The following is a 25612-nucleotide window of genomic DNA, read 5'->3' on the forward strand; positions in this document are numbered from 1 at the left end:
TCAACACCCTCGTCCTCAAGCCGATCCGCGACCTCACCCACCGCCTGCGCTGGTCAGACTGGCGCCGCCGCCATCAAGCCCGAGCCCGACAAGCCCACTACACCCGGCGCCTCAACCTCGAACTCCAGCCATGATCCCAAACGGCGGCTGCCGTACTAGACCTGGTGAATGGTCGGTGGCCGCGTCGGACCCGGAATGTAGGGGGGACGGCCGATCTGGAGCAGCCCCGCCTTTCGTGCGTATGAGGGAAACTCCGCCCCGGTGCACGGCAGTCGGTGCTGTGTCTCGCGCAGTGCGTCGATGATGGCACCGGCGTTGACTTCGGTGAGCCTGCCGGATCGGCAGCGATCTGCGAGAAGCCAGATTGTCCCATGCACCTCCAGCCCGTAGGCGCGGCCCACCTTGGTGGCGATGCGGTCATCGGTGACCGCCGTGCCGCCATGTATCTCGGCCGCAGCGAAGACGCTCGCCTCGCCAACGTCTCGTCTGTCGGCGCCGATACGACGGACCCAATCCGAGAAGCACCGGATCTCGGTGATCGTGTCGAGTGCGATGACGTCGATCCAGGCAAGCTTCAGCGCCGCGGTGAGTGCCGGCTCCCGCCGAGCACTGGTGCGAAGCTCATCGAGCACGACGGCGGTGGTAGCCGCGCGCCTTCCAACGATCAGGTCCGCCAGCACGTCGAGCCGGTCGGCGAGGGCGAAATGGTGCAGCACGGTCGTGTCGAAGACGAGCAGCGGCTCGCAATCCAGAGCTGCGTTGCTCACAGTGCTAGGTCTGTTTCATCGCGCGCGGGCAGGTCATCCAGCCCGATCTGTCCATGCAGGAGTTCGACCGCGCGGGCGTCCGATACGAGGTACCGGCGCCACGCCTCCATGACGGCGTGCGAATAACCCGGCGGTACGCGAATGGCGTCGAGATCTGGCTGCGGGGCCCAGCCAACCGCGTCCATGATCTCCGCCCGGGTCGGGGTGGTTCGGCTCCAGCGCGCCGTCGACGCGTCGAGCCACCCTGCACGTTCCGCCTGACGCACTGTCAGGGACCACGATGTGCGATAGCGCGCGGTGAGCTGGATCATCTCTTCGCGAGAGGCTGGACGGCTGCTGACACCGCCGAACGCGGCGACCGGAAGGAGCAGTTCGGCGGCGAAAGCGTTGATCAGACTTTCCCGATCGGTGCGGGACACGTGTACCGCCAGATCGCTGGAGTATTCGTCGCCCAAAACCAGGTGGCCCAGCTCGTGGGCGGCGGTAGCTCGACGCCGGCCAGGATCTCCCTCCACGCTGACGACTGACACCGCCAGGTCCCCGTCCACCATCGATGCGCCTTCCCCCGGAAGGTCACTGACGAGGACGTACTGGCCGCTGCGTTCACAGAACTCCATGAGGGTGTCAATCGGCTCCGTGCCAACACCCTGCCTGTCACGCAGCCATCGAGCAGCGGTACGGGCGTCATCATCGGAAGTGACACTCCCTTCGTACCGGACCGGGCTGATGAGGGTAAGGGTGCCGGCGTCAAGTAGTTGGCGGACGTCCCTGAGCCAGGAGGCGAGTCTGATCTCCAGTCGTTGAGAACGCCTCGCCACGTCTGTGTCGTTGTCCTCGGCAATGAGTTCCGAGCGGCGCGAGATCACCGCTGGTCGTCGCTCGAGCAGGTGATCGATGGGTACGTCGAGTGCGGCCGCGAGCCGGATGAGTTCCAACGCGTCCACACGCCGAACGCCGGACTCAATCTTGGCGATCATCGTGCGATCGAGGCCGAGTTGAGCACCTAGTTCGGCCTGAGAGAGTCCAGCCCCCAGCCGGGTCTGGCGTACCTGCTCGCCGACCGTCGTCCAGTCGCCGGTTTCGGTCATGGTGCGATAATCGCACGCACCCGTGCTCTACGTCTCGACCGTAGCGAATCGACATTAGAGATTTGGATGTCGGTTTACGCCCCCTCGATACCCCGATATGGCGTCCTCGGGCAGCCGGGTGAGCGAGCCCGGCCATAACGTGCGGGCGGCGGAGATCCCCACGTGCGGCGGGGTGCTCCGCGACCTGAGGGAGGTACCCATGCAGAAGTCGTTGCCGGGGGAGCAGGCCCCGATGACCGTGAACGTGGACCGGTGGCGGGCGGGGCTGCCGCCGGATGCCTGGCCAGAAAACCTTCCACCGAGCGGCGACCTCTGGCGGCGCGACGTCTTCGCGGTGGCCGACGCGTACCGGGCCGGCTGCACCAGCCCCCGCCAACTGCTGACCGCGGTGCTGATCTGGGGCTACGGAGCCATCGGGTACGGGCCGTGGCGCGCCGGCAGGTCGCTCGGCGCCGACCCGGATGGCAAACATCTGGCGTACGCGCTGGAGGAGGTGTCCGCACCAGCACCCGACGAGGACGCGTTGCTTACGGCGTACCGCCGCTTCCGCGACCCCAACCACGCTCGCCTCCCGTGGCTGGGGCCGGGACTGTTCACGAAGGTCCTCTACTTCGTCGGCTACCGGCGAGGGGTGGGCGGTGTGCAGCCGCTGATCCTCGACCGCGTCGTGGCCAGCAGCCTCCCCGCCGAGGCCGGCGTCGGCCGTGCATCCGGCTGGCTGTCCGAGGAGTGGCTCGCGTACCTGCGCTGGGCCGCCGAGCAGGCCCAGGCCGATGGCGTTGAGCCGGACGCGGTGGAGATGGCGGTCTTCTACGACCGTTGAGGCGGCTACGACATGGCGCGGAGGCGGGCGTCGAGGGCGTCGAGGTCGGGGACGAACCAGATGTGCCCGGCCCGGTTCGACTCGTGCACCAGGGCGCGCAGCGCCGAGCTCTCCGCCAGGTGCGCCGAGATGTCGCCGACCACGGCCAGTCGCATCCGGTAGTTGACGAACTTCTGCATCACGTCGCCGGCGAAGCGGGTGCCCAGCGAGAAGAAGCGTTCGTCGAGCCGGTTGGCCGGCACTGCCACCACCTGGGCGCCGAGGAACGCCGCGCCGATGAGGTCCAGCGCGTCCTGTTCGGTGGCGACCGGCGGGCCGGCCGGGTCGCAAACCAGCACCTGCACCCCGGCGCGTTCCTGGACCTCGTCAGGCATCGTGGACCTCCCGGTCGAACAGGCCGTTGTCGGCGTTGAGTACGGCGTCGAGCAGGTGCAGCAGCTCGGCGGTGGCGGCGGGGTCGCCGAGGATGATGATCTTCATGCGGTGCCGCTCCTCGTCGTGCACGGTCTGCACCCGTAGTGGGTTGGCCGGGTCGTGGCCGGTGTTGGCGCTGGCGAGCACGAGCGTGCCGAGCCGGTCGGCGGCGGCCCGGTCGACGCCGTCGATCTGCACGATGCTCGACACCTCCGCCGCCGCGGTGGTGGTCGCGGCGGCTCGGGTCTGCCCGGTGAGGGCGTCGAGGTCACCGGCGGCGATCCGGTACTGCTTGCCGATCCGCACCGCCCTCAGCCGGCCCGAGCGGATGTAGCCGCGCACGGTGCGCACGTGCAGCCCGAGCCGGTCGGCGACCTGCTCGACCGAGTACATGTCTTCCTTCATCGCTCCCTATCCTAACCAAACAGGGAAGGTTAGGGAGCAATGTGGTAGGTCACCAGGGGTGAGTCGTTCACGACGTCAGCTCCAAAGGGCCCGCGACACACTCCCGGCGCTGCCTGCGACGTCTTTCAGACCTGAGCTGCCGGCCAGGCGCGCAGCGCCAACGATCCCCCGGTGTCAGACGGTTCCAGTACCGTCTGGAAACCATGGACGCGCGGCTCGGCGACGCCATCATCGGGCGGGATCATCCCGCGGGTCTGCTGCGCGCTGAGCTGGACCGGGCCGCCACCAGCCACGGCGGCCTCGTCCTGGTCACCGGCGAGCCGGGCATCGGCAAGACGACGTTGGTCACGGCGGCGGCTCGGGAGGCCCGGCAGCGTGGGGCACTCGTGCTCGGCGCCGCCTGCTGGGACTCCGACAGCGCCCCCGGCTACTGGCCGTGGGTGCAGGTCCTGCGCGGCCTGCAGCGCTCCGCCGACGACTGGTCGGTGGCGCGTCCGACCGCGGAGCCGGCGCTCGCGGCCCTGCTCGGCGAGGTCGACACCAGCAGCGAGCAGGCCGGTCGCGCCGTCAGCTGGGCCGGCGTCGAAACGGGCGGCGACGTCGCCGATCGCGAGACGTTCGCCCTGTACGACGCGGTGACCGCCGCCCTGGTCGCGGTCTCCCAGCACCGACCGGTCGTGGTCGTCCTCGACGACCTGCACTGGGCCGACCCGGCGTCGCTGCGGCTGCTGGCGTTCGCCGCTCAGCACACCTGGTTCGAACGGCTGCTGCTGATCGGCACCTACCGCGACGCGGAGGTCGAGTCGGGCGAGCATCCGTTGCGCCCCCTGTTGATGCCGCTGGTCACCAAGGCGACCACGGTTACCCTCACCGGCCTGTCCCGGGACGAGGTGGCCGCGCTCATGGCGCGTACCGCCGGGCGGGAGCCCGAGTCCGACCTGGTCGACGAGGTGCACCGGCGCACCGGTGGCAACCCGTTCTTCATCGAGCAGACCGCCCGGCTGTGGCGCGCCGACGGTGCGGGCGGCACGATCGCACCCGGCGTACGGGAGGCGGTGCGGCGCCGTTTGGCCCAGTTACCCGCGCCGGTGGTCGAGGCGCTCACCGTCGCCGCCGTGCTGGGCCGCGAGTTCCATCGTCGGGTCCTGGCGGCCAGCGCGGCTGCCCCGGCGGCGCAGGTCGACCGGCTGCTCGACCGGGCGGTGACCGCCCGGCTGGTCGTCAGCCGCGGCGGCGGCCGGTTCGCCTTCGCCCATGACCTGGTCCGGGAGACGCTCTACGACGGGCTCAGCGACGAGGACCGGCGGGCTCGGCACGCGGCGGTCGTCCGGGCGGTCGACCCCCCGGCGGAGCTCAGCGACCTGCTGATCCCGGCCGACCTGGCCCGCCACGCCTACCTGGCCGGGCCCGCGCTCGACCGGGCCAGGGTCACCGAGCTGCTGGTCGCCGCTGGGCGGGACGCGTTCGCCCGGCTCTCCACCGACGAGGCGGGGGTGCACTTTCACCGGGCGCTGGAGGTCGTCGAAGACCCGGCGCAGCGGGTGCGGATCCTCGTCGAGTTCGGTGAGGTGCGCTACCACCACGCTGGCCGGGACGAGGCGGGGCAGCTCCTCGCCGAGGCGGCGACGCTGGCCCGTACGCTCGACGACCCGGTGCTGCTGGCCCGCGTCGCGCTCACCGTCCACCGCTCCCGCCAGGTCGAGACCCGGCGGTCGGTGCAGGCGGCGGAGCTGGTGCGGGAGGCGTACCGGCGGCTCATCGGCGAGCCGGACGGCACCGCGTCGGTCGGCACGTTGATCGCCGACCTGATCACCGCCACCGAGACGATCGCCCGCCGGGGCCGGGACGACGAGACGCTCACCTTCAGCCTGTGGGCCCGCCATGACACCACCTGGGGGTTGGGCACCGCAGCGGCCCGGGCGGCGCTCACCTCGGAGATCCGGGACGTGGCCCGCCGCACCGGCGACCGGGAGACCGAGCTGTGGGCCACCTCGCTGCGCTGGGTGGCGCTGCTGGAGCTGGGGGACCCCCGTTTCGTCGAGGAGTTCACCACCTTCGTCACCGGCGGCGGCCAGGACGACCTGGCCCGACACCGGATGGCGGCGGCCGTCGACAGTGGAATCATCGCGGCGTTCCGGGGTGACTTCGCCGAGGCCGACGAGCGGTTCGCCATTCTCACCGACCTCTCCGACCCGGGTCACGCCGAGTTCGCGTTCATGGGCCATCACCTGCGCTGGTCCCGGCTGCTGCTACAGGGCCGGTTCGACGAGATCGACGCACTGCTGGACGGGTTGGCCCCGACCGACTACCCCTACCGGGAGCTGCTGCGGGCGATCACCGCGGCGGAGCGCGGTGACGACGAGACGGCGGTCCGGCTGACCGCCGGCATCGAGGCCGCCGACATCAGGTACCCGCGTCCGGTGTCGCCGCTCTGGCTGCGGCTGCGCGCGCAGGCCGCCGCCGCAGCCCGCGACCCGCAGCGCTGCGCCGACGCGCGGGCCGCACTCGCCCCACACCGTGGAGAGTGGACGGTCGGGCTCTTCGGCTGCGACATCAGCGGTCCGGTCGATCACTGGCTGGCCGTGGTTGACGCCGCGCAGGGGCACTGGGACGACGCCATCGCGGGCTTCGAGGCGGCCCGCGACGCCGCCGACAGGATGGGCTCCAGGCCCTGGTCACTCATCGCCCGCGCCGGGCTGGTGAACGCCCTCGCCGGCCGTGGCCAGCCGGGCGACGCCGCGACGGCGGCCGCGCTGCGCGCCGCGACCGCCCGCGACGCCACCGCCCTCGGCATGGCCCAGGTGCTCAACCGGCTCGCGAGCCCGGCACCCACCGCCGCCGCCGAGCCAGGCCAGACCGCCGCGCCAGGCCAGGTCGTCGACCCGCGTCACGCCGTCGGGTCGGGCCAGGCCGTCGGCCTGCGCCAGGTCCCGCCGGCCGGAGCGCCGGTCGAGGGGTACGAGTTCCGCCGCGACGGGCTGGTCTGGCAGCTCGCCTATGCCGGCACGGTCGTGCACCTGCCCGACGCCAAGGGGCTGCACGACCTGCACCTGCTGCTGAGCCGGCCGGGCAGCGACGTCCCGGCGGTGGAGCTGCTCGACCCGGCCGCCGGGCCGGAGCTGGTCGCCGCCCGCCGGATGGGCGGCGACCCGGTCCTCGACGACGAGGCGAAGGCCCGGTACCGGCGGCACCTGGCGCGCCTCGACGAGGAGATCGACCGGGCCGCCGCGCGCGGCGACGACCGGAAGGTGGCCGCGCTGGACGTTGAACGCGGTGCGCTGCTCGACGAGTTGCGCGCCGCGGCCGGGCTGGCCGGCCGGAGCCGCCGGCTGGGCGACGAGGCCGAGCGGGCCCGCAAGACGGTGACCGCGCGGATTCGGGACACGCTGCGCAAGCTCGACGAGCGGCACCCGCCGCTCGCCGGCCACCTGCGCGAATCGGTCTCGACCGGCAGCACCTGCCGGTACCTGCCGCCCGAGCCGCTGCCCTGGCGGCTCTGAAGACCAGCGTGCAAACGACGGACGGGCGCCGCCACATCAAATGGCGACGCCCGTCCGGGTGCGGCAGGATCAGCGGCGGTTGTAGCGGTACATCGTGAGCGTGCCGAACACGACCACGAACCCGACGCTCCACGCCAGCAACCACATCGTGCTGGACGGGTCCGACGAGCCGGACATCGCCGCGCGGACCGCGGCCACCAGCTGCGTCACCGGGTTGACGTTCACGAACGCCTGGAGCCAGCCGGGCATGGTGCTCGGCTCGACGAAGACGTTGCTCAGGAACGTCAGCGGGAACAACACCATCATGCTGACGCCCATCACCGACTTCTCGCTGCGCAGGACCAGCCCGAAGAACGTCCACACCCAGGAGAACGCGAACGAGAAGACCACCAGCAGCCCGATCCCGGCGGCGACGCCGCCCACCCCGCCGTCGGGCCGGAACCCGAGCGCCAGCCCGACGCCGAGGATCACCAGGGCGGCGAGGATGTAGCGCAGCACGTCGCCGAAGATCATGCCGACCAGGGCGGCCGGCCGCCAGACCGGCAGCGTCCGGAAGCGGTCGAAGACGCCCTTCTCGATGTCGGTGTTGAGGCCGAGGCCGGTGTACATGGTGATCATCACGACGCTGGTCACCATGATGCCGGGCAGGAAGAACTGCAGGTAGTCGCGCGGGCTGTCGGCGAGGGCGCCACCGAACAGGTACGTGAACATCAGCACCATGATGATCGGGAATGCCGTCACGTCGAAGAGCTGCTCCGGCACGTGCTTGATCTTCAGCATGGCCCGCCAGCCGAACGTCAGCGACGCACCCAGCGCGCTGGGCCGGGGCGGTCGGGCACCGGGCGCGAGCACGGTCGCCAGCGCCTCGGCGGACGGGACGTAGACGGACGGCGCCCGGTCGGTCGTGGTGGTGGTGGCGTTGCTCATCGGGCTGCCTCCAGCTGGTCGTCCCGCTCGTCGGCGGGCACGGCGGGGTGGTCGGTCAGGGCCAGGAAGACCTCGTCGAGGCTCGGCTGGCCGAGGGAGAAGTCGTCGACGACGATGCCGGCGCGGGCCAGGTCGCCGAGCGCGCGGGCGGCCTGCGCGCTGGCGTCGAGGTCACTGCCGGCCTCGCCGACGCGGGCGAGCAACGCGACCGGGTCGGCTTCGAGCTGCACCGGTACGCCGAGTGCCGCCTGGAGCACCTTCTCCGCCTCGGGCCGCTGCCCGGGGTCGCGCAGTCGCAGGTGGACGGTGCCGGAGCCGACTGACGACTTCAGCTCGCCCGGGGTGCCCTCCGCGATCACCCGGCCGTGGTCGACGACCGCGATCCGCCCGGCGAGCTGGTCGGCCTCGTCCAGGTACTGGGTGGTCAGCAGCACCGTCGTGCCGTGTGCCACCACGGCCCGGATGATCTCCCACACCTGGTTGCGGCTGCGCGGGTCCAGGCCGGTGGTCGGCTCGTCGAGGAAGAGCAGGTCCGGGGTGTTGAGGATGCTGGCGGCGATGTCGATGCGCCGCCGCATCCCGCCGGAGTACTTCTTCACCTGGCGGTCGCTCGCGTCGGTCAGACCGAACGCGGCGAGCAGGGCCGCGGCGCGCTCGCGGGCGGCCGGCTTTTTCAGGCCGAGCAGGCGGGCCAGGAGCACCAGGTTCTCCGTGCCGGTCAGGTCCTCGTCGACCGAGGCGTACTGGCCGGTGAGGCTGACCCGGCTGCGGACCGCGTCGGCCTCGGTGACCACGTTGTGGCCGAAGACCCGCGCCGTGCCTCCGTCGGGCCGCAGCAGCGTGGCGAGCACCCGGACGGCGGTGGTCTTACCCGCCCCGTTCGGGCCGAGCAGGCCGTAGACGGTGCCGGCGGGCACCTGGAGGTCGATGCCGGCCAGCGCCCGGGTGTCCCCGAACGAGCGGGTGAGCCCCTCGGCCTCGATGGCCAGGCCGGTGGTGCGTCTACTCATGATCCTTACCTTTCGTCGGACGTGTTCAGGAGGCGTAGGGCCGGGCGGCGCGGCCGTCGCGCAACGCCAGCCCCCACCAGCGGAGCTGGTCGAGCAGGACGCGGGCGTCCCGGCGTAGCTCGTCGGTGCAGTGCGGCGCCGGCTCACCGGCGAGCAGGTCGATGCCGACGACGTCGCGCACGGTCATCGCGTGCAGCGCCGTGAAGATGGTGCGCAGCTGGTCGACCGCGTGCAGGCCGGTGGACCGGCAGCCGTACGACACGAAGCCGACCGGTTTGGCCTGCCACTCGTCGTACGCGTAGTCGATCGCCTGTTTCAAGGGTGCCGGGAAGCTGTGGTTGTACTCCGGGGTGACCACGACGAACGCGTCCGCCCGGCCCACCTCGCGGACGAACGCCCGGATGGACGCGGTCGGCTCGGCCGGGTAGCTGGTTGGGAAGTCGTACTCGGTGAGGTCAACGACCGTCACCGCGAGGTCGTCGTGCCGCTCGGCCTGGTCGACGAACCAGCGGGCGACCCGGTCTCCGGCCCGCCCCTCCCGGGTGCTGCCGATGATCACGGCGATCCTGAGCTGCGTCATCGTTTCCCCCTCCCGGCCTCCTGGTCTCACCCATGAGGCGCGAGGAGGCGGCCGGCGGCCCGCTAGATCAGATCTAGCGGGGTGACTCCTTGTCGCGAACGCTCACCCTCATGGCCCAACCAAGGTCGACGACCAATGCCGGCCGTCCGGCTGTATCAGCCCTCTGAGCAGTGCACTCCCTCGGCCCGAAGCAGTGTTGCGGCCATTCCATTGAGTAACGTGGCCCGATATTTGTGGGTCTCTGTCGGCACGGGCAGACAGAAGTGGCCGTTCCGCTGAGGCCGCATCACGTTGTGATAACAAGTATTGCCGGTGTGGATCTGTCGGCATTCAGCGCCCGTACCACAACGGCAGGTCAGAGTGTTTTTCGTCATACGGATCCCTCCTAATCATTGTGAGCTGTCCTATTTGGTCGGGACTTCGACATGACTCGCGGTGCTGTAGCAGCGTGTACCCCCTCGGGTACTCATCGCTGTCGCAAAGCGGGGAGCGTGATGGTCATGGATGAGCCGCACTCCGTACGAAAGATGATGATGAACGTTGCCTACGCTGGGGCGGCCTCCGTTCTCGTCACCGCAGCAGGCAGCACAGGTTGGCTCCGGCACCGCCTCGATGAGTACGGCGAGTGGTTCGTCCGCAACGGCAACCTGCTGGAGGGCCTCGCACGAACCCTCTGCCTGACGGCGGCGCTCATCCTCGGTGCGGTGATCTTCTCAAGGTTGCGGCAGCGTCTGGGCGAGGAGAAGACCGTGACGCAGCGTCCGGGACAACCCGACGTCCCGTGGCTGCAGCGCCTACAGGCGTCGGCGGCCGAGCGCCTCAGGGAGCAGGACCGCAAGGCGATCACGATGTTCGTGGAGCTCATCGTCGACCCCGCTCGCTCCCGCTCTCGGCTGGCGGAGACCGTCGACCTCGACGAGCGGGCGGTGAGGCAGCAGGTGTCGATCTCGTTCGCCCTGCCCGACGCCGAGGACGGTGGAAGGGCGCTCTACATCCCAATCCTGCAGCCGATCAAGGGCGAACTGGTGGACAACTTCCAGCTCCAGGCGGCCGGTGGCAGTTCATTGCCGACGCTCTCCTACGAGGAGACCACCAAGCTGGCCGCGGCGGGGCTTCGGCTCATCCTGATGGAGATCTTCGCTGCCAAGGATGCGCCTTCCCCGCCGAAAACGCTGGACGAGCCCGTGCGCGCGGCCGAGCTGGCCATGCTGCAGATCGTGGCAACTCGTGGGCCATTGCGCATCGGACAGGTACACGGGCGGTTGGACGTGATTCTCGAGGAAATCAAATTTCCCGACGACGACAGTCGAGAACGCGTCCGCAAATACGTTGCGGCCCTGAGTTGGTCGTACCCGATCGTCGCGGTTGTCTCCACGGCAGACGCATCCAGCGGACGATTCCTGATCAAGTACGAGCGGACCTTCGTGCCGGCCTCCCTGACCACGAGTTGGCGAGGGCTGCTCCGGCTCGGGCTCGGTCTCAAGCCCGACAAGGTGGCGATACCGGTGGAGCTGGCGCTCACCGCCGAGAGCTACCACCTCCGGGTCAACGCTCCGGCGAACAAGTACGTCATCAAGCAGTACCTGCAGTGCCGGCACTGCCGGGTCCTGTTGACTCGCCAGTGGCGCGGCAGGGTGCCTGTCGGGATCCTCGCCGACGAGGACCGGCCCGATAAGACGCCCGACGACAAGAGGCACCTCTGCGCGCACGAGCTCGACCAGACGAGAAGGGCGACCGACGACGACCGGGTTACCGACCACCATTTTCGAGTTCGCCGCAAGCGCGGGCAGAACTTTGTGCACGTCTACATGCGTGGATATTCCCGGGCCGCGCCGAAACTGCGAGACCTGCAGCTGATCACGACCTTCAAAGAGACCCCGCCCGGCGCCCGAGGGCGCGCGGCGATCACCGCCCTGGCCACCACCCTCCTGCTCGCGGTTGCCGGTAACCTCGTGAACAGTCCGCAGGACGCCCAGGTGGGAGGTCTGCCGGCCTTGATGCTCGCGTTGCCGGCAGTGGCCGCCTCGTGGTTCGGTCTCTCCTCGGACAAGGACGCGCTGGTCGGTGGTTCACTGCTTGCGCGTCTGTCACTCGTCGTCAGCGGGGTGGTTTCGGTGATCGCGGTTGTGCTGTATCTCGGCTCCCCGCCACCGAGCGCACCGGCACCGATCGCTGGGGGGAGCATCGCCGACCCGCTGACCTTCGTTGGAATCACTGACTGGCGGTGGATCACGCTCTGTATCGTCTCGGCGTTGAACTTGACCTATGTCAGCTACCGGTTCGCGCTCAAGCTCGTGCACTTCAATGACCTGATAAGGCGCGAGGACCTTGGCGCTGGTGACTTCGCATGGCGATGATGAGAGAAACTGGAGGACCTGTGGCGACACCCAACACACCAGAACCCGACGGGCAGTCCGAGGATCGGTATCTCGTGGACGACGCCGTCTGGGTGCTGCCGTCCAGCAGTTACGTAGACCCGGGGCCGCCGTTGGAGACGAGCCTCTTCGACGATCCTCAGCGCCTCAACAGGGCCTGGTCACTGACCATGTCGACCCTCCGGGCGGAGGCCCAGGAATCGCCTCAGCAGCGTCGGCAGGTCGAGGATCGCGCCCGCGCGTTGATCGACGAGGCGAACCTGTCGGTCACACCTTCCGGCGACCGCGATGCCGGGGGCTCTGTCGAAGCGCCGGTCCCCATCGCTGAGCCGAAGGATCGGCGGCGCGCGGGTTTTGTCGACCGGGCCGACCGACTTGCCCAAGCGACCCTGCGGGTTGCTCGGCTGCGACACAGCTGAGGAATGGCGCAGGTACGCATCGAGCCGTGGCACGAGGACGACCTCGACCTGCTGCGGCAGCTCAACTCACCGGACACGCGCAAGCACACCGGCGGCCCGGAGACCGACGAGCAGGTGCTCGCCCGGCACGACCGCTACGTGCACTTCGCCGAGGGCGGCCAGGGCTGCATGTTCACCCTGGTGCTGCCCGACGGCGCGCGGGCGGGCAGCGTCGGCTACTGGGCCCGGGAGTGGCGCGAGCAGCCGGTGTACGAGATGGGCTGGGCGGTGCTGCCCGCGTACCGGAGGCAGGGGCTGGCCACCGCCGCGGTGCTCGCGGTCGTCGACGTGGCCCGCGCCCGGCGGACCCGCCGCTACGCGCACGCCTACCCCTCGGTCGACAACCCCGCCTCGAACGCGGTCTGCCGCAAGGCCGGCTTCACCCTGCTCGGCGAGACGGGCTTCGAGTACCCGCCGGGGCACATGATGCGCGCGAACGACTGGCAGCTCGACCTGACCGCCCCACCGGCGGCGGGCTGACGCCGGCGGGGCGGTCACCGCGAAGGCGCGGTCACCAGGTGGTGTCGAGCCGGTGCCGCTGCTCGGCGGTCAACTCCAGGTCCACCGCCGACAGGCTCTCGTCGAGCTGAGCGACCGAGGAGGCGCCCACCAGCGGGATCGACGGCAGGTCGCCGCCCAGCAACCAGGCCAGCACCACCTGGTTGACCGTCGCACCGGTCTCACCGGCCACCTCGCGCAGCGCGGCCAACCGGCGCGGCGCGCTCGGCAGGTCGTACGCCGCACTGAGCGGCTTGTCCGCCCGGGTGAACGCCCCCTTGAGCAGCGGCGAGTACGCCACCAGGGTCAGCTCCGGCTCGGCACGCAGGTAACTGAGCAGGTCGCCGCTGACGCCGCCCGGCTCGCCATCCGGGTCCAGCGCGCTGGCCAGGTCAGTCCGGTTCGGCAGGTAGCTGCGGTGGTACTGGAGCACCTCGTACCCCGGCAGGCCGGCCGCGGCGGCCAGCGACCGGGCCCGCTCGACCCGCCAGGCCCGGTGGTTGCTCGCCCCCAGCAGGCCCACCGTCCCCTCAGCGACCAGCTCGGCGAAGCCCTCCACGGTCTCCGCCAGCGGCACCGTGCGGTCCTCGATGTGCGCGTAGAGCAGGTCCAGCCGATCCACGCCGAGCCGCTCCCGGCTGCGCTCGGCGGACTCGCGGATCACCTTGGCGGACAGGCCCTCGGCGTTGTCCAGGTAGCTGGTCCCCGGTGCCAGCGGGCGGGCGCCCAGCTTGGTGGCGATGACGATCTCGGCGCCGACGCCCCGGCTGCGCCGCCACCGGCCGAGCAGCTCCTCGCTCTGCCCGCCCTGACCGCCGTCCACCCAGAACGCGTAGTTGTCCGACGTGTCGATGAAGGTGCCGCCGGCCTCGACGTACCGGTCGAGGATCGCGTACGAGGTGGCCTCGTCGGTGGCGCTGCCGAACAGCATCGCGCCGAGGCTGAGCACGCTGACCTCGCGCCGGGTCGCCGGGTCGGTGCCGATCGTGCGGTACCGCATGGTGGTTCTCCTCTCGTGCGCCCTACCGGTGGGCGCCCGCGTGCCACCCTGCCGGCTGGAGCGCACTCCAGGTCAAGCGTTCACCAGGGCAGCACCCCGTACCCGCCGCCGGCGTCCATCTGGAAGCCCCAGAGCAGCCCGCTCGGCCCGTCCGCGGGCAGCGTCGCCAGGTGCACGCTCACCTCGGCGCCCTGATCCGGGGTGCGGAAGCCGCTGTTGCCGTTGAGGTCGGTGGCGCAGTAGCCCGGGTTCGCGGCGTTCACCTTGATCGGGGTGTCCCGCAGTTCCTTGGCGTACATCGCGGTGAGCATGTTCAGCGCCGACTTCGACGACGGGTACGGCACCGAGGTCAACGCGAACAGCGCGCTCGCCGGGTCGGTCATCACCGCGATCGAGCCGACCTCGCTGGAGACGTTGACGATCCGGGCCGCCGGTGCCCGGCGCAGCAGCGGCAGCAGCGCGTTGGTCACCGCCACCGGCCCGAACACGTTCGTCTCGTACACCTGGCGCAGCGTCGCCGTGGTGGTGTCGCTGGGCAGCGCCAGCAGGCCGTCGCCGAGCGCGATGCCGGCGTTGTTGACCAGCACGTCCAGCCGGCCGTACTCCTGCTCGACCAGCTTCGCGGCGGCCGCCACCGACTCGGCGTCGGTGACGTCCAGCGGCACGAACCGGGCGTCCGCGCCGCCGGCGCGCAGCTTCTCCTGCGCTGCCCGGCCCCGCTCGGCGTCCCGGGCGCCCACCAGCACCGTCATGCCCCGCGCGCCGAGCTGTTCGGCTGTCGCCAGCCCGATTCCCTTGTTGGCCCCGGTGATCAGGGCGATCGTGTTCGTCATGCCGTCGAGCCTGTCCCCGTCAGCGGCGACAGGGGAGAGACCGGCCGAGGCTGGGATCGGTGGTACCACCCTCGCCGGCTCCGGCGGGGGCATGCTGGAGGCATGACGAGCAGCGGCCTGCGCCGTGACGAACTGGCGGCGTTCCTGCGCGCCCGCCGCGCCCGGCTGCGCCCCGCCGAGGTCGGGCTTCCCGAGGGCGAACGCCGGCGCACCCCCGGACTGCGCCGGCAGGAGGTGGCCCAGCTCGCCGGGATGTCGATCGACTACTACATCCGCCTGGAGCAGGGCCGCGGGCCGCACCCGTCGCGGCAGGTGCTCGCCGCGATGGCCCGGGCGCTGCTGCTCAGTCGGGACGAGCGCGAGTACCTGTTCCGGATCGCCGGGGAGAATCCGCTGCCGGCCGGCGGGCCGAGCCGGGAGGTGGCACCCGGGCTGCGGCACCTGATCGACGCGATGACCGAGACCCCGGCGTACCTCGTCGACGCCGCGTACCAGGTGCTGGCCTGGAACCGGCTGGCCACGTACTTCATGGGCGACCTGTCGGCCGTGCCGGACGCGGACCGCAACATGATCCGCTGGACCTTCCGGCGCCCGGTGACCGACAGCCACTGGACCGACGCCGAGACCATCTGCTTCGTGCGCAGCACCGTGGCGGACCTGCGGGCCGCCTACGGCCGTTACCCGGCCGACCCGGCGATCCGCGAGCTGGTCACCGAGCTGCTCGGCACCTCGCCCCGGTTCGCGCGGCTCTGGGCGGAGCACGACGTCGAGGAACGCCGCCCCATCGTCAAGCGGGTGCCGCACCCCGAGTTGGGGTCGTTGGAGTTCGAGTGCCGGGTGCTGCACGTGCCGGAGACCGACCAGCGGATGATCGTCTACGTCCCGGAGCCCGGCTCACCCACTCACGTGGTGTTCCGCCGGCTCGCCGAGCGCGTCGCGCCCTGACCTGCCCGGCAGCCGACCAGCCCGTCCCCGTGGTCGGACCGCCGGTAGAGCACGCTGTGCCGCTCCCGGGTACGCACCACCAGGCCGGAGCGCAGCAGCACCCCCAGGTGATACGAGACGGTGGCCGGGGCCAGCCGGTGTCGGTCGCTGAGCTGCCCGGTGGACCGGGGCACGTCCAGGTCCGCCAGGATCGCCGCCCGGCTCGCACCGAGCAGGTCACCGAGCCGGCCCGCCCGGCGTTGGTCCGCCGGGCCGGCGCCGATCGGGTAGACCAGCACCGCGTTGCCCTCGTCGCAGAGCTGGGTCGACAGCTGCGGCCAGGCCAGGGCCGACGGTGCGAGCACCAACTCCGCGCCGGTCAGCGCCGTGGTGATCCGGTACGAGCTGTCGATGGTCAACGACCTGCCGGTCCAGCCGACCTTCGGGTGCAGGCTGTTCAGCATGCTGCCCACCCCGGCGGTGGCCATCGCGGTGGCCCGCACCGCCAGTTCGGCCTCCAGCGTGGCCCGCACCGCCGGCCACTGCTCGACGAGCGCGGCCTGCCAGAAGTGTCGCAGCCCGTCGGTGACCCGCCGGGCGAGGGTGCCGTCCTCGACCGCCGCGCGGACCCGCACCGGCATCCCGCCCGTCGGGAACCGCTCGTTCACCTGCGTCGCCACCTCGTCGGCCGGGATCGCCGCCATGGCCGCCAACTGCTGGTCGAAGACCGTGTCGAGCGGGCCCAGGGGTGGCTTCGGCGTGAGCAGGTCCGGTGTGTAGCCGAGCCGGCCGGGCGGGGTCACCAGCTCCGCGACCAGGGCCACGTCGGGGTGCCGCAGCGCGGCGCGGGCGGCCGGACCGGGATCGCCGTGCACCGGATGCCCGAACCGCGAGAGCGCGGCCCGCAGCCAGGACGTCACCTCCGAGGCCGGCGAGATCGCCAACCGGAGCCGGGCGAGGCTCGGGCCGTCCAGATGCGCGACCATCACAGCGCGGATCGTACAAGCGGTGGCATCGATGTGGCGTCCGCATTCGAGCTGGTTCGAATCACTGGCCGGCGGCGCGGCGGGCCGGGTTGGCTGCGACGGCACAGCCACTCGTCCGAAGGAGAACCCGATGCGCCCACCTGCCTTCGCCCGCCCCGCCGGCCGGCTCGGCCGCACGATCGCCCTGCTCGGGCTCACGGCCGGCCTGCTGGCCGCGGCGCCCGTCGCGGTGTCGGCCGCGACCCGCGGCCCGGCCGACACGACAACCGGCGACGCTGCCGCCCGGGGCTGCGAGCGGGCCTTCGACCGCGCCGTCCGGGCGTACGTGGAGACCACCGCCCGGCGCGACCTGGACGGCTTCGCCGCGCTGCTGCACCCCGACGTCACCTCGGTCTTCGCTTCCGACGGGGAGGTGCTCGACGGCAAACGGGCCACCGTGGACTGGCTGCGCGGGTTCTTCGCCGACGACTCCTGGACCCAGTCGTTCAGTGTGGCCAAGCAGACCGTGGTGGGCTGCCGGACGGGGTTCGTGCTGTTCGACTCCGTCTACGCGGTGCCGGCCACCGGCACCAGGGTGCCGCTGCTGATCGGGGTCAGCTACACCTACCAGCACGGCCGGTGGCTGGTGCTGCAGAACCAGGATTCCGTGGGCCGGATCTGACCACGGAGGCTGGCAAGGGGTCGCCAGCCGGGGGGAGGGGCGGGCGCGGCAGCAGCGGCGCCCGCCCCGCGGCAGCGTTCAGACGGCCTTCTCGAAGGCGGCCACCGCCAGCGGCGCGATCTTCGCGATCAGCGCGGTGCCGGCCGCCAGGTCACCGTTGCTCGCCGAGGCGTCGACCTCCATGACGAAGTTTCCGCGCACCAGGATCAGCGTGCACTGGTGCCGGGTCGCCTTCCCCTTCAGCCGCTCGCAGAAGGTGATCACGTCAGGGCCGTTCGGCACCGGCGGGGGCGACGGCCGCACGATCGTCGACGTGCGCCCGTCGTCGGGCACCTCGTACTCCTTGCACGTCGACAGGACGGACCGCAGCTCGTCGGCGAGCTTGCGGCCGGGCACCTTCAGGTAGCCGACCACGTACTGCCGAACCCACACGCTCTCGCCGTCCCAGAGCCGCTCCCGGTACGCGGTGCGTTTGATGTCCGACGGCAGGCTCGCCCTGCACAGGGAGATCAGCTTCCACGCCTCGGTGTTCTCGTCGGTGTACTGGGCGGTCTCCGGGTGGAAATCCGCGTCCAGGTTCAACATGGCCCCGGTGACGCGGCCGCGGACCTCGGCGGTGGAGGTTGGCTCCGGACGTGGCTTCGGCGGGGTCGGCGAGGCCGACACCGCGGGCGCGGACCAGCGGGGAGCCTCGGCGGCCTGGCTCGGCGCGCAGGCCGCCGGCACGAGCAGGAACAACGACAGCAGAGCCAGGGTGGTACGGCGGAGCGACATCGCCGGGGGCGGTCCTTTCACACGCGAAGAGGGGGCCCGACCGGGCCCCCTCTTCTCAGTGCGCCGCCGCCGGCCGTCGCGTTACGCCGGCACGTAGGCGAAGGTGTCCGGGTTCGGGCCCTGCCGCCCGGCCTCGCCCTTGTCCAACCCGGTGATCCGCTCCATCGCCGTGTCGTCCAGCTCGAAGTCGAAGATCCGGGTGTTCTCCTCGATCCGCTTCGGGGTCGTCGACTTCGGGAAGATGATGTCGCCGCGCTGCACGTGCCAGCGGAGCACCACCTGCGCCGGAGTCCGGCCGAGCTGCTCGGCGATGTCGATCACCGTCGGGTCGCCCAGCACCTTGCCCTGCGCGATCGGCGACCACGCCTCGGTGAGGATGTTGTGCTCGCGGTCGTAGGCGCGGACCTCCTCGTTGCCGAAGTACGGGTGCGCCTCGATCTGGTTGACCGCCGGCACCACGTCCGCCTCGGCGGCCAGCCGCTGCAGGTGCGACACCTGGAAGTTCGACACGCCGATCGAGCGGGCCCGGCCGTCGCGCTGGAACTCCTCCAGCACCTTCCAGGTGGAGACGAAGTCGCCGTCGTACAGGGTCGGCAGCGGCCAGTGGATCAGGAACAGGTCGATGTAGTCCATCTTCAGCGCCGACAGCGTCGAGTCGAACGCCTTGCGGGCGTCGTCCGGGCGGTGGAAGGCGTTGTTCAGCTTGCTGGTCACGTAGACCGCGTCCCGGTCCAGGCCGGACACGCGTACGGCCTCGCCCACTTCGGCCTCGTTGCCGTACATCTCCGCGGTGTCGATGTGCCGGTAGCCCACCTCCAGCGCCGTGGTCACCGCCGCGACGGTGTCCTTCGGCTCGATCTGGAACACCCCGAAGCCGAGCTGCGGAATGGTCGTGCCGTCGTTCAGGCTGATGTCGGGAATCGTGTTGGCCACTGCGGCTCCTTCGCGTCTTCGTCCGAGGCACCCGGGCGCGGAATCACGTCCACCGGTGCCACCTGTTATCCCTACCCGAGCGGGAGGTGGATTCACCGCCGTTCCCAGGGTGACGAGCACAACGTGGCGCGCGGCCCGCTCACCCGGTCGTGTCGAAGAGCACCGGCCAGGGGCGTGCCGCGGGCACCGACGGGGTGCCCGGCGTGGGCGGCGCGGGCTCGGCGCCGGCCAGCACCTCGGCGGCCGTCGACGCAGCTCAGCCCCGTGAAGGGTGGGGAGGTGCTGGACTTCGGCGACCACACCGTCGAGGTGGTCGGCTCGCTGCACAGCCGCAACCCCTCGTACTCCCTGGCCTTTCCCGGGGTGCGGGTGAACCAACCCGCGCAGCCGGCGACCATCGCGGACCTGCCGGAGGGCGACACGCTGGGCTACCTGCTGCGGGTCGACGGCGGCCCGTCGGTGTACTTCACCGGGGCCAGTGACGTCGCCGAGCGCAACCTCACCGGTCTGGCGCCGGACGTGGCCATGGTGGCCATGCAGAGCGCCACCACCACCGGCGACTACCTGCCCCGGCTGCTGGCCGGCCTGGACCACCCGAAGGTCGTGGTGCCGGTGCACTGGGACAACTTCGAGACGCGGCTGGAGAACCCGCCACCTGTCGCGCCGGCCGACCGCCTCCGGCTGGACGACCTGATCGCCGCGGTGCGCCGGATCTCGCCGCGCAGCCGGGTGCTGGTGCCCGAGTACGAGACGACGTACCACTTTTGACCGGCCCGGGTGGGGGACGCGCCGGACCGGCGCGACCCCCGCCGGGTCAGCCGGCGGCCAGCTCGGCGAGAGCGCGCACCGACTTCCAGTTCCGGGTCGTGGCCGCCACGGCCAGCTTCTTCTCCAGGTACGCGTTGGTGAACGTCGACCGCCCGTAGCCACCGTCGGGGTAGTGCAGGTAGACCTCCCGGCCGGTCACCGTGAACGCCACGTTCTCGCCGCCGGGCACGGTCAGCGCGTCCACGGTGGACCGCTTCGGGGCGGTGGCGAGGAAGGCCACCAGCAGCCTCGTCGGGTCGTCCTCGCGCTCGGCGTACGGGTTGCCGCCGGCCACCGCCGCCAGCTCCCGGGCGCTGCGCACCAGCACCGGCACGGTCAGCCCCAGCTCGTCGGCGAGCGCCCGCTCGATCCCGGCGGACAGCCGCCCGGCGTCGCGCACGCTGCTGCCGAACACCACGTTGCCGCTCTGCAGGTACGTCTTGGCGTCGTCGTGCCCGAGGTCGGTGACGAGCCGGCGCAGGTCGGCCATCGCGAGCCGGGTGGAGCCGACGTTGACCCCGCGCAGCAGGGCGACGTACCGGGTCATGCGGTCCTCCTCCGTTGCCGGGCCGACCTGGTCAGCGTAGGCCGGCCGGCCCCAGACCGCCGGGACCCACCAGGCCCGTCTCGTAGGCGACGATGACGAGTTGCGCGCGGTCGCGCACCGCCAGCTTGGTCAGCAGCCGCCCGACGTGTGTCTTCACGGTGGCCGGGCTGAGGTTGAGGTGCGCGGCCAGTTCGGCGTTGGACAGGCCCCGGGCGATCAGCGCGAGCACCTCCCGTTCCCGTTCGGTCACCCCGTCCAGCCGGCGCGGCAGCGGCCGGGCCGGCTCCGGGCGTCGGGCGAACTCGTCGATCAGCCGGCGGGTCACCGTCGGCGCGAGCAGCCCCTCACCGGCGGCCACCACCCGGATACCGGTCAGCAGCTCCGCCGGTGGGGTGTCCTTGAGCAGGAAGCCGCTGGCCCCGGCCCGGATCGCGCCGTAGACGTACTCGTCGAGGTCGAAGGTGGTCAGGATGAGCACCCGGGTGGCCGCCGTCGCCGGGTCGGCGCAGATCCGTCGGGTCGCCTCGATGCCGTCCATCTCCGGCATGCGTACGTCCATCAGCACCACGTCCGGCCGATGCTCGGCGGTCAGCGCGACGGCTTCCACGCCGGTGCCCGCCTCACCGACCGTGGTGCAGTCGGGGGCCAGGTCGACCAGCAGCCGGAAGCTGCCGCGCAGCAGCGCCTGGTCGTCGGCGATCAGGACCCGGATCACGCGGTGACCCGGTACGGCAGGCGCGCCGCCACCGCGAAACCCCCGCCGGCGCGTGGCCCGGCGCGGAAGTCCCCACCGTGCACCGCCACCCGCTCGCGCATGCCGACGAGGCCGTGACCCTCCCCGATCACCTCGACCGGGCGCTGGCCGTCGTCGATCACCTCCACCCGTACCTCACCGGAGGTGACGGTCACCGTCGCCCGGCAGGCGGCGGGTGCCGCGTGCTTCACCACGTTGGTCACCGCCTCCTGCACGATCCGGTACACGGTGAGGCCCACCGACTCCGGCACCGCGCCGTCCGGTGCCTCGCGCCGGATGTCGAGCCGGACGTCGACGCCGCCGATGGTCGCCCGCTCGGCGAGGCCGCGCAGCTCGTCCAACCCGGGCGCCGGCGCGTACGGGGCTTCCTCGCGCAGCACGCCGAGCACCCGGCGGATGTCGGTCAGCGCGGTCCGGCCGGTCTCCTCGATCACCCGCAGCGCGGCGCCGGCCTCGCGCGGGTCCGCCTCGGCGACGTGGTTGGCGACGGCCGCCTTCACCACGATGAGACTCAACGTGTGCGCCACCACGTCGTGCAGCTCCCGGGCCACCCGCAGCCGCTCCTCGGTGGCGGCCTGGCGGATCAGGTGCTCGCCCTGCCGGGCGGCGAGAGCGCGTCGCTCCCGGATCGACCAGCCGAGCACCCAGGCCGGCGCGATCATGACGGCGGCGTAGCCGACCGCGCCGGTCCGCGACCAGAGGTCACCGGCGGTCATCGCCAGCCCGACGCTGACCACGGCGAGACAACCGCCGGCGCAGAGCACCGACCGCCGCACGGGAATCGACACGGCCACCGTGTAGAAGGACAGCCCGATGGCGACCGCCGGCGCGGCGGCGGCGAAGTTGGGGATCACCCCGGTGACCAGCGTGGCGGTGGTGACGCAACTGATCACGACGGCCACCGCGACCGGCCACCGTCGGCGAACCGCCAACGGCAGCCCGATGGCCAGCCCAACCAGCACGGACACCCAGGCCGGTTCGCGTACGCCTCCGTGCAGCGGCGACTCCAGCGCCGCGTACGCGCAGAGCATCGCGCCGACCACCAGGGCCAGCACGACGTCCACGATGTACAGATCCAGCGGCCGCAGCCGCCGGGTCAGCAGGAGAGCGGTCACCTGACAGACGGTATCGGCTGGCCGGGGCCTGCGCGTCCACCCGTGGGCCGTCATCCTCGGGAACGACGCCCGGTCCCCTTCCGAGTCACGGCTCCGCCCGGAGCAGGGCCGGAAAGTGACCGCGCCGGTACGACGCGCGGCAGGCCCTGCGACCGGCACCGTGGCGGTCATGACCACAGACACGGTGACCCTGACAGGGCTGCGCGCGGTGTACGGCACCGGAACCCGCCGGGTGACGGCGCTCGACGGTGTGACGACCAGCTTCGCGGGCGGCACGTTCACGGCCGTGATGGGCCCGTCGGGCTCCGGGAAGTCGACGCTGCTGCACTGCGCGGCGGGGCTGGACCGCCCGGCCGGGGGGACCGTCACGATCGACGGCAACCGCCTCGACGATCTGGGCGAGGACGAGCTGACCCGCCTGCGGCGCGACCGGATCGGTTTCGTCTTCCAGGCGTTCAACCTGGTGTCCACGCTGACCGCGGCGCAGAATGTCGAGCTGCCGCTGCGCCTCGCCGGCCGCCGCCCACCGGCCTCCGACGTCGCCGCCGCGCTGGCCGCCGTCGGGCTGGCCGACCGGGCTCGGCACCGGCCGAGTGAACTGTCCGGCGGCGAGCAGCAGCGGGTCGCCCTGGCCCGGGCGTTGATTACCCGGCCGGCGGTGGTCTTCGCCGACGAGCCGACCGGCGCGCTGGACAGCGCCGCGTCCCGGCAGGTGCTGCGGCTGCTGCGGGCGCTCGTCGACGACCACGGCCAGACGGTCGTGATGGTGACCCACGATCCCACCGCCGCCGCGTACGCCGATCGGGTCCTCCTGCTCGCCGACGGCCGCCTGGCGGACGAGTTCACCGACGGGATCACCCCCGCGGCCATCGCCGCGCGGATCGCCGAGCAGGCGACGGATCCGGCGGGCGGGTCCCGCCCGCCGGCGCACGTGGCGGGGGAGTCGTCGTGCTGAGCGTGCGGCGATCCGCCGGCGCGTTCGTGGCCGTCGCCATCGGGGTCGCGCTGGTCACGGCGGCCACCCTGCTGCTGGTTTCTGGGCGACCACAGGTGCCGGACCGGCTGGCGCAGGCGACAGTCGTGGTGCAGAGCCCCGAGGCGGGTGCGGCCGACTCGTTCGCGCCGACCCGGCCCTGGTCGGCCATTAGGGCGGCGGAACTCGTCGAGCGGTTGGCCGGCCTGCCCGGCGTCGATGCGGCGGTGCCGGACCGCGCCTTCTACGCCCAGCCGCTCGTCGACGGCCGACCACGGGCCGCCGACGGCCAACGGGAGGACGCCCACCAGGGGCACGGGTGGGCCAGCGCCCGGCTGGGTGGACTGCGCCTGACGGCCGGCGAGCCACCCCGTCGTGCGGGTGAGGCGGTCGTCGACCGCGTGCTCGGGCTGCGTCCCGGCGCGCCGGTCACCGTGCTGACGGCGGCGGGCCCGGAGCCGTACACGGTCACCGGTCTGGTGGACGCGCCGGGCGTCCACGTCGCCGACGAGGTCGCCGCCGCGCTCGCGCCGGGTGTCCGGGCCATCGGTCTGGTGCTCGACCCGGGCGCCGATCCGGAGCGGGTGGCCGCAGCGGCGCGCGGCGTCGTCGGCGGCGACGGAAGGGTGCACACCGGCGACGGACGGGGCGCGTTGGAGCCCCGGGGCGATGCGCGCACACGCTGGATCGGGATGCAGGTGCTGACCGCCACGGCCGCCCTCGCCGGGTTCGTCACGGTCTTCGTGGTCGCCTCCACCTTCGCGTTCACCGTCGCGCAGCGTCGGCGTGAGCTGGGTCTGCTGCGCGCCGTCGGCGCCACCCCCCGCCAGGTGCGCCGCATGGTGTACGCGGAGGCGCTCGCCGTCGGCTTCGCCGCAGGGCTCGTCGGCCTGCTGGTCGGCGCGGCGCTCGCCCCGGCGTTGGGCCGGCTGCTGGTCGACGTCGGGTTCGAGCCGGCGACCTTCCGGGTCCGGTACGCCCTCTGGCCGCTCGTCGTCGCGCTCGCCGCCGGGCCGGTGATCGCGCTGCTGGCCGTCTGGTCGGCGTCGCGGCGGGCGGCGCGGGTCCGGCCGCTGGAGGCGTTGCGCGAGGCGGTGGTGGAGCAGCGCCCGATCGGGCGGCTGCGCGCCGTCACCGGGACGCTCCTCGTGGCGGCCGGGGCGGCCCTCGGCCTCGCCACCGCGACCTCCGACGACGCCCGGGACGGCGCCACGTTCGCCCTCTACGCGGTGATGGCCCTGGTCGCCGGCGCCACCGTGCTCGCCCCGGCGGTCGTCGGGCCGGTGGTGCGGCTGCTGCGTTCCCCGGTGCGTCGGCGCGGCGGAGCGATCGGGCTGCTGGTCCGGTCCGGGGCGCTGACCGCGACCCGGCGAACCGCGTCGATCGCCGCGCCGGTGCTGCTCACGGTCGCCTTCGCGGTGCTGGTGGCCGGGATGGTGCAAACCTCCACCGCGGCGTACGCGGTGGGACGGGCGGACCGGGTGAACGCCGGCTGGGTCGTCGCACCCGACGGGGCGCCCGGCCTGTCGGACCGGGCCGTCGCGGCGACACCCGGCACGGCACTCCTGCCGACCACGGTGTTCGTTCCCGAATCCGCCCCGGCGGCGGCGATCCGGCCACTGACCGCGCTCGGCGTCGACCCGGTGGCCTTCGCCGCGGCGAACCGGGTGCTCACCGTCGTCGCCGGCTCGCTGGACGACCTGGTCGGCGACGACACGGTGGTGCTCACCGCCTCGGCGGTGCCAACGGCCGGATTGCCGTCGCAGCCGTACCCGGTGGTCTTCGCCGACGGGGAGCGGGTATCGCTGCGCGTCGTCGCCGTCGTCACCGACGGCTCGATCCCCGGCGACCTGCTCCTGCCCCGGGCCGCGGTCCGGGCGCACGATCCCTCGGCGTTGACCTCCGCGGTGTACGTCCGGGACCGGATCGATCCGCCGGTCGGGGCGCGGGTCGTCGACGTCACCGCCTGGGGGGCGGAGGCGGACCGCGCCGAGGACCGCCTGGTCTGGCTGTGCACGCTGCTGCTGATCGTGGTGTCGGCCGGCTACGGGGCCATCGCGGTGGTCAACACGCTGCTGCTGGCTGCCGCCGGACGGGCCGCCGACCTGCGGCTGATCCGGCTGGCCGGCGCGACCCGGCGGCAGGTCCTCTGGCTGGTCACGGCCGAGTCCGCCCTGGTGGTGCTGATCGGCGCGGCGCTCGGCGGGAGCGTGGCGTTCGCCGGTCTGCTGAGCATCCGCGCCGGCCTCGCCGAGCAGGTCGGCGCGCCGGTCGACCTCGTCGTGCCGTGGACGGTGGTCAGCGGCGTCGTGGGCCTCTGCCTGCTGCTCGCGGTGGTGGCGAGCGTGGTGCCGACGTGGCGGTTGCTGCGCCACCGTCCCGGCCGGTCGCCGGTCGGCACCGCCGCCGGGTGACCCCGTCCCGGGCCGGGGGGCGTCGAGGTGGGCGCCGGGCCGCTAC

General features: G+C 72.2%; 25 protein-coding genes. 10 read left to right on the forward strand and 15 right to left on the reverse strand.

What is annotated here, in order from left to right; translation table 11 throughout:
* Positions 1 to 155 precede the first annotated feature (155 nt).
* Positions 156 to 767 carry a hypothetical protein gene (locus KBX63_RS00005; protein WP_210906521.1) on the reverse strand — a complete coding sequence of 204 codons (612 nt, stop codon included), beginning with the start codon at positions 765 to 767 and terminating at the stop codon, positions 156 to 158.
* Positions 764 to 1855, reverse strand: coding sequence for a helix-turn-helix domain-containing protein (locus tag KBX63_RS00010; protein WP_210906522.1), 1092 nt, complete (start codon positions 1853 to 1855; stop codon positions 764 to 766). The genes KBX63_RS00005 and KBX63_RS00010 overlap by 4 nt, the downstream gene beginning before the upstream one ends.
* 199 nt (positions 1856 to 2054) lie before the next feature.
* Between KBX63_RS00010 and KBX63_RS00015 the strand changes: the two genes are divergently transcribed.
* Positions 2055 to 2678: a hypothetical protein gene (locus KBX63_RS00015; protein WP_210906523.1), complete on the forward strand. Its 624-nt coding sequence runs from the start codon at positions 2055 to 2057 to the stop codon at positions 2676 to 2678.
* Between the two features lie 5 nt (positions 2679 to 2683).
* On the opposite strand, the gene KBX63_RS00020 is transcribed toward KBX63_RS00015, so the two are convergent.
* Both KBX63_RS00020 and KBX63_RS00025 read right to left on the reverse strand, forming a co-directional pair.
* Complete coding sequence (locus KBX63_RS00020; protein WP_210906524.1) at positions 2684 to 3052, reverse strand: DUF4180 domain-containing protein; 369 nt, start codon at positions 3050 to 3052, stop codon at positions 2684 to 2686.
* Positions 3045 to 3497, reverse strand: coding sequence for a helix-turn-helix domain-containing protein (locus KBX63_RS00025; protein WP_210906525.1), 453 nt, complete (start codon positions 3495 to 3497; stop codon positions 3045 to 3047). The genes KBX63_RS00020 and KBX63_RS00025 overlap by 8 nt, the downstream gene beginning before the upstream one ends.
* A gap of 203 nt (positions 3498 to 3700) precedes the next feature.
* Here KBX63_RS00025 and KBX63_RS00030 point away from each other — a divergent pair, with 203 nt between their 5' ends.
* Positions 3701 to 6997 (forward strand): AAA family ATPase, encoded by a 3297-nt coding sequence (locus KBX63_RS00030; protein ID WP_210906526.1) that lies wholly within the window; start codon positions 3701 to 3703, stop codon positions 6995 to 6997.
* Between the two features lie 69 nt (positions 6998 to 7066).
* Here KBX63_RS00030 and KBX63_RS00035 read toward each other — a convergent pair whose 3' ends face one another.
* Genes KBX63_RS00035 through KBX63_RS00045 form a run of 3 tightly spaced genes read right to left on the reverse strand, consistent with a single transcriptional unit; the run spans position 7067 to position 9514 of the window.
* A complete protein-coding gene (locus tag KBX63_RS00035; protein WP_210906527.1) occupies positions 7067 to 7924 on the reverse strand; it encodes an ABC transporter permease in 858 nt (285 codons plus the stop codon).
* The gene (locus KBX63_RS00040) at positions 7921 to 8934 is read right to left on the reverse strand and encodes an ATP-binding cassette domain-containing protein (RefSeq protein ID WP_210906528.1); all 1014 of its coding nucleotides are present in this window, start codon (positions 8932 to 8934) and stop codon (positions 7921 to 7923) included. Before KBX63_RS00040 ends, KBX63_RS00035 begins: the two co-directional genes overlap by 4 nt.
* Before the next feature lie 25 nt (positions 8935 to 8959).
* On the reverse strand, positions 8960 to 9514 hold the full coding sequence (locus KBX63_RS00045; protein ID WP_210906529.1) for an NADPH-dependent FMN reductase: 555 nt from the start codon (positions 9512 to 9514) through the stop codon (positions 8960 to 8962).
* 500 nt (positions 9515 to 10014) lie between these two features.
* Between KBX63_RS00045 and KBX63_RS00050 the strand changes: the two genes are divergently transcribed.
* From KBX63_RS00050 to KBX63_RS00060, 3 genes are all read left to right on the forward strand, one after another.
* The gene (locus KBX63_RS00050; RefSeq protein ID WP_210906530.1) at positions 10015 to 11871 is read left to right on the forward strand and encodes a hypothetical protein; all 1857 of its coding nucleotides are present in this window, start codon (positions 10015 to 10017) and stop codon (positions 11869 to 11871) included.
* A 74-nt stretch (positions 11872 to 11945) separates the two neighbouring features.
* Complete coding sequence (locus tag KBX63_RS00055) at positions 11946 to 12308, forward strand: hypothetical protein (RefSeq protein WP_210906532.1); 363 nt, start codon at positions 11946 to 11948, stop codon at positions 12306 to 12308.
* Positions 12309 to 12311: 3 nt separating this feature from the next.
* A complete protein-coding gene (locus KBX63_RS00060; RefSeq protein WP_210906534.1) occupies positions 12312 to 12827 on the forward strand; it encodes a GNAT family N-acetyltransferase in 516 nt (171 codons plus the stop codon).
* Between the two features lie 31 nt (positions 12828 to 12858).
* Here KBX63_RS00060 and KBX63_RS00065 read toward each other — a convergent pair whose 3' ends face one another.
* The gene (locus KBX63_RS00065) at positions 12859 to 13845 is read right to left on the reverse strand and encodes an aldo/keto reductase (protein ID WP_210906536.1); all 987 of its coding nucleotides are present in this window, start codon (positions 13843 to 13845) and stop codon (positions 12859 to 12861) included.
* Between the two features lie 80 nt (positions 13846 to 13925).
* The gene (locus KBX63_RS00070) at positions 13926 to 14678 is read right to left on the reverse strand and encodes an SDR family oxidoreductase (protein ID WP_210906538.1); all 753 of its coding nucleotides are present in this window, start codon (positions 14676 to 14678) and stop codon (positions 13926 to 13928) included.
* 102 nt (positions 14679 to 14780) lie between these two features.
* On the opposite strand from KBX63_RS00070, the gene KBX63_RS00075 reads away from it, so the two are divergent.
* Positions 14781 to 15623: a helix-turn-helix transcriptional regulator gene (locus tag KBX63_RS00075; protein WP_210906540.1), complete on the forward strand. Its 843-nt coding sequence runs from the start codon at positions 14781 to 14783 to the stop codon at positions 15621 to 15623.
* Here KBX63_RS00075 and KBX63_RS00080 read toward each other — a convergent pair.
* Positions 15581 to 16588, reverse strand: coding sequence for a helix-turn-helix transcriptional regulator (locus tag KBX63_RS00080; protein ID WP_247661456.1), 1008 nt, complete (start codon positions 16586 to 16588; stop codon positions 15581 to 15583). The genes KBX63_RS00075 and KBX63_RS00080 overlap by 43 nt on opposite strands.
* Positions 16589 to 16718: 130 nt before the next feature.
* Here KBX63_RS00080 and KBX63_RS00085 point away from each other — a divergent pair, with 130 nt between their 5' ends.
* Complete coding sequence (locus tag KBX63_RS00085) at positions 16719 to 17249, forward strand: nuclear transport factor 2 family protein (protein ID WP_210906544.1); 531 nt, start codon at positions 16719 to 16721, stop codon at positions 17247 to 17249.
* A gap of 78 nt (positions 17250 to 17327) precedes the next feature.
* Here KBX63_RS00085 and KBX63_RS00090 read toward each other — a convergent pair whose 3' ends face one another.
* Both KBX63_RS00090 and KBX63_RS00095 read right to left on the reverse strand, forming a co-directional pair.
* Entirely contained in the window at positions 17328 to 18023 is a 696-nt protein-coding gene (locus KBX63_RS00090; RefSeq protein WP_210906546.1) for a hypothetical protein, read from the reverse strand.
* Positions 18024 to 18104: 81 nt separating this feature from the next.
* Complete coding sequence (locus KBX63_RS00095; RefSeq protein WP_210906547.1) at positions 18105 to 18956, reverse strand: aldo/keto reductase; 852 nt, start codon at positions 18954 to 18956, stop codon at positions 18105 to 18107.
* A gap of 264 nt (positions 18957 to 19220) precedes the next feature.
* Between KBX63_RS00095 and KBX63_RS00100 the strand changes: the two genes are divergently transcribed.
* Positions 19221 to 19724, forward strand: a complete 504-nt coding sequence (locus KBX63_RS00100; protein ID WP_247661424.1) for a hypothetical protein — start codon at positions 19221 to 19223, stop codon at positions 19722 to 19724.
* Between the two features lie 46 nt (positions 19725 to 19770).
* Here the strand turns inward: KBX63_RS00100 and KBX63_RS00105 are convergent, their stop codons facing one another.
* The 3 genes from KBX63_RS00105 to KBX63_RS00115 are packed head-to-tail and all read right to left on the reverse strand — an operon-like array spanning position 19771 to position 22179.
* On the reverse strand, positions 19771 to 20310 hold the full coding sequence (locus tag KBX63_RS00105) for a DUF1697 domain-containing protein (RefSeq protein WP_210906549.1): 540 nt from the start codon (positions 20308 to 20310) through the stop codon (positions 19771 to 19773).
* Positions 20311 to 20341: 31 nt separating this feature from the next.
* Positions 20342 to 21025: a response regulator transcription factor gene (locus KBX63_RS00110; RefSeq protein ID WP_210906551.1), complete on the reverse strand. Its 684-nt coding sequence runs from the start codon at positions 21023 to 21025 to the stop codon at positions 20342 to 20344.
* Positions 21022 to 22179: a sensor histidine kinase gene (locus tag KBX63_RS00115; protein ID WP_307871570.1), complete on the reverse strand. Its 1158-nt coding sequence runs from the start codon at positions 22177 to 22179 to the stop codon at positions 21022 to 21024. Before KBX63_RS00115 ends, KBX63_RS00110 begins: the two co-directional genes overlap by 4 nt.
* A 169-nt stretch (positions 22180 to 22348) precedes the next feature.
* Between KBX63_RS00115 and KBX63_RS00120 the strand changes: the two genes are divergently transcribed.
* A complete protein-coding gene (locus tag KBX63_RS00120) occupies positions 22349 to 23134 on the forward strand; it encodes an ABC transporter ATP-binding protein (RefSeq protein ID WP_210906555.1) in 786 nt (261 codons plus the stop codon).
* Positions 23128 to 25566, forward strand: coding sequence for an FtsX-like permease family protein (locus KBX63_RS00125; protein ID WP_210906557.1), 2439 nt, complete (start codon positions 23128 to 23130; stop codon positions 25564 to 25566). Before KBX63_RS00120 ends, KBX63_RS00125 begins: the two co-directional genes overlap by 7 nt.
* Positions 25567 to 25612: the final 46 nt, after the last annotated feature.

This window comes from Micromonospora sp. U21, assembly GCF_018070045.1.
GTDB lineage: Bacteria > Actinomycetota > Actinomycetes > Mycobacteriales > Micromonosporaceae > Micromonospora.

Coding starts and splice junctions, on each gene's coding strand:
- KBX63_RS00060 (WP_210906534.1), top strand. CDS start 12,312: ATGGCGCAGGTACGCATCGAGCCGTGGCACGAGGACGACCTCGACCTG.
- KBX63_RS00040 (WP_210906528.1), bottom strand. CDS start 8,934: ATGAGTAGACGCACCACCGGCCTGGCCATCGAGGCCGAGGGGCTCACC.
- KBX63_RS00010 (WP_210906522.1), bottom strand. CDS start 1,855: ATGACCGAAACCGGCGACTGGACGACGGTCGGCGAGCAGGTACGCCAG.
- KBX63_RS00070 (WP_210906538.1), bottom strand. CDS start 14,678: ATGACGAACACGATCGCCCTGATCACCGGGGCCAACAAGGGAATCGGG.
- KBX63_RS00085 (WP_210906544.1), top strand. CDS start 16,719: ATGCGCCCACCTGCCTTCGCCCGCCCCGCCGGCCGGCTCGGCCGCACG.
- KBX63_RS00015 (WP_210906523.1), top strand. CDS start 2,055: ATGCAGAAGTCGTTGCCGGGGGAGCAGGCCCCGATGACCGTGAACGTG.
- KBX63_RS00050 (WP_210906530.1), top strand. CDS start 10,015: ATGGATGAGCCGCACTCCGTACGAAAGATGATGATGAACGTTGCCTAC.
- KBX63_RS00025 (WP_210906525.1), bottom strand. CDS start 3,497: ATGAAGGAAGACATGTACTCGGTCGAGCAGGTCGCCGACCGGCTCGGG.
- KBX63_RS00090 (WP_210906546.1), bottom strand. CDS start 18,023: ATGTCGCTCCGCCGTACCACCCTGGCTCTGCTGTCGTTGTTCCTGCTC.
- KBX63_RS00030 (WP_210906526.1), top strand. CDS start 3,701: ATGGACGCGCGGCTCGGCGACGCCATCATCGGGCGGGATCATCCCGCG.
- KBX63_RS00020 (WP_210906524.1), bottom strand. CDS start 3,052: ATGCCTGACGAGGTCCAGGAACGCGCCGGGGTGCAGGTGCTGGTTTGC.
- KBX63_RS00075 (WP_210906540.1), top strand. CDS start 14,781: ATGACGAGCAGCGGCCTGCGCCGTGACGAACTGGCGGCGTTCCTGCGC.
- KBX63_RS00045 (WP_210906529.1), bottom strand. CDS start 9,514: ATGACGCAGCTCAGGATCGCCGTGATCATCGGCAGCACCCGGGAGGGG.
- KBX63_RS00105 (WP_210906549.1), bottom strand. CDS start 20,310: ATGACCCGGTACGTCGCCCTGCTGCGCGGGGTCAACGTCGGCTCCACC.
- KBX63_RS00080 (WP_247661456.1), bottom strand. CDS start 16,588: ATGGTCGCGCATCTGGACGGCCCGAGCCTCGCCCGGCTCCGGTTGGCG.
- KBX63_RS00035 (WP_210906527.1), bottom strand. CDS start 7,924: ATGAGCAACGCCACCACCACCACGACCGACCGGGCGCCGTCCGTCTAC.
- KBX63_RS00065 (WP_210906536.1), bottom strand. CDS start 13,845: ATGCGGTACCGCACGATCGGCACCGACCCGGCGACCCGGCGCGAGGTC.
- KBX63_RS00120 (WP_210906555.1), top strand. CDS start 22,349: ATGACCACAGACACGGTGACCCTGACAGGGCTGCGCGCGGTGTACGGC.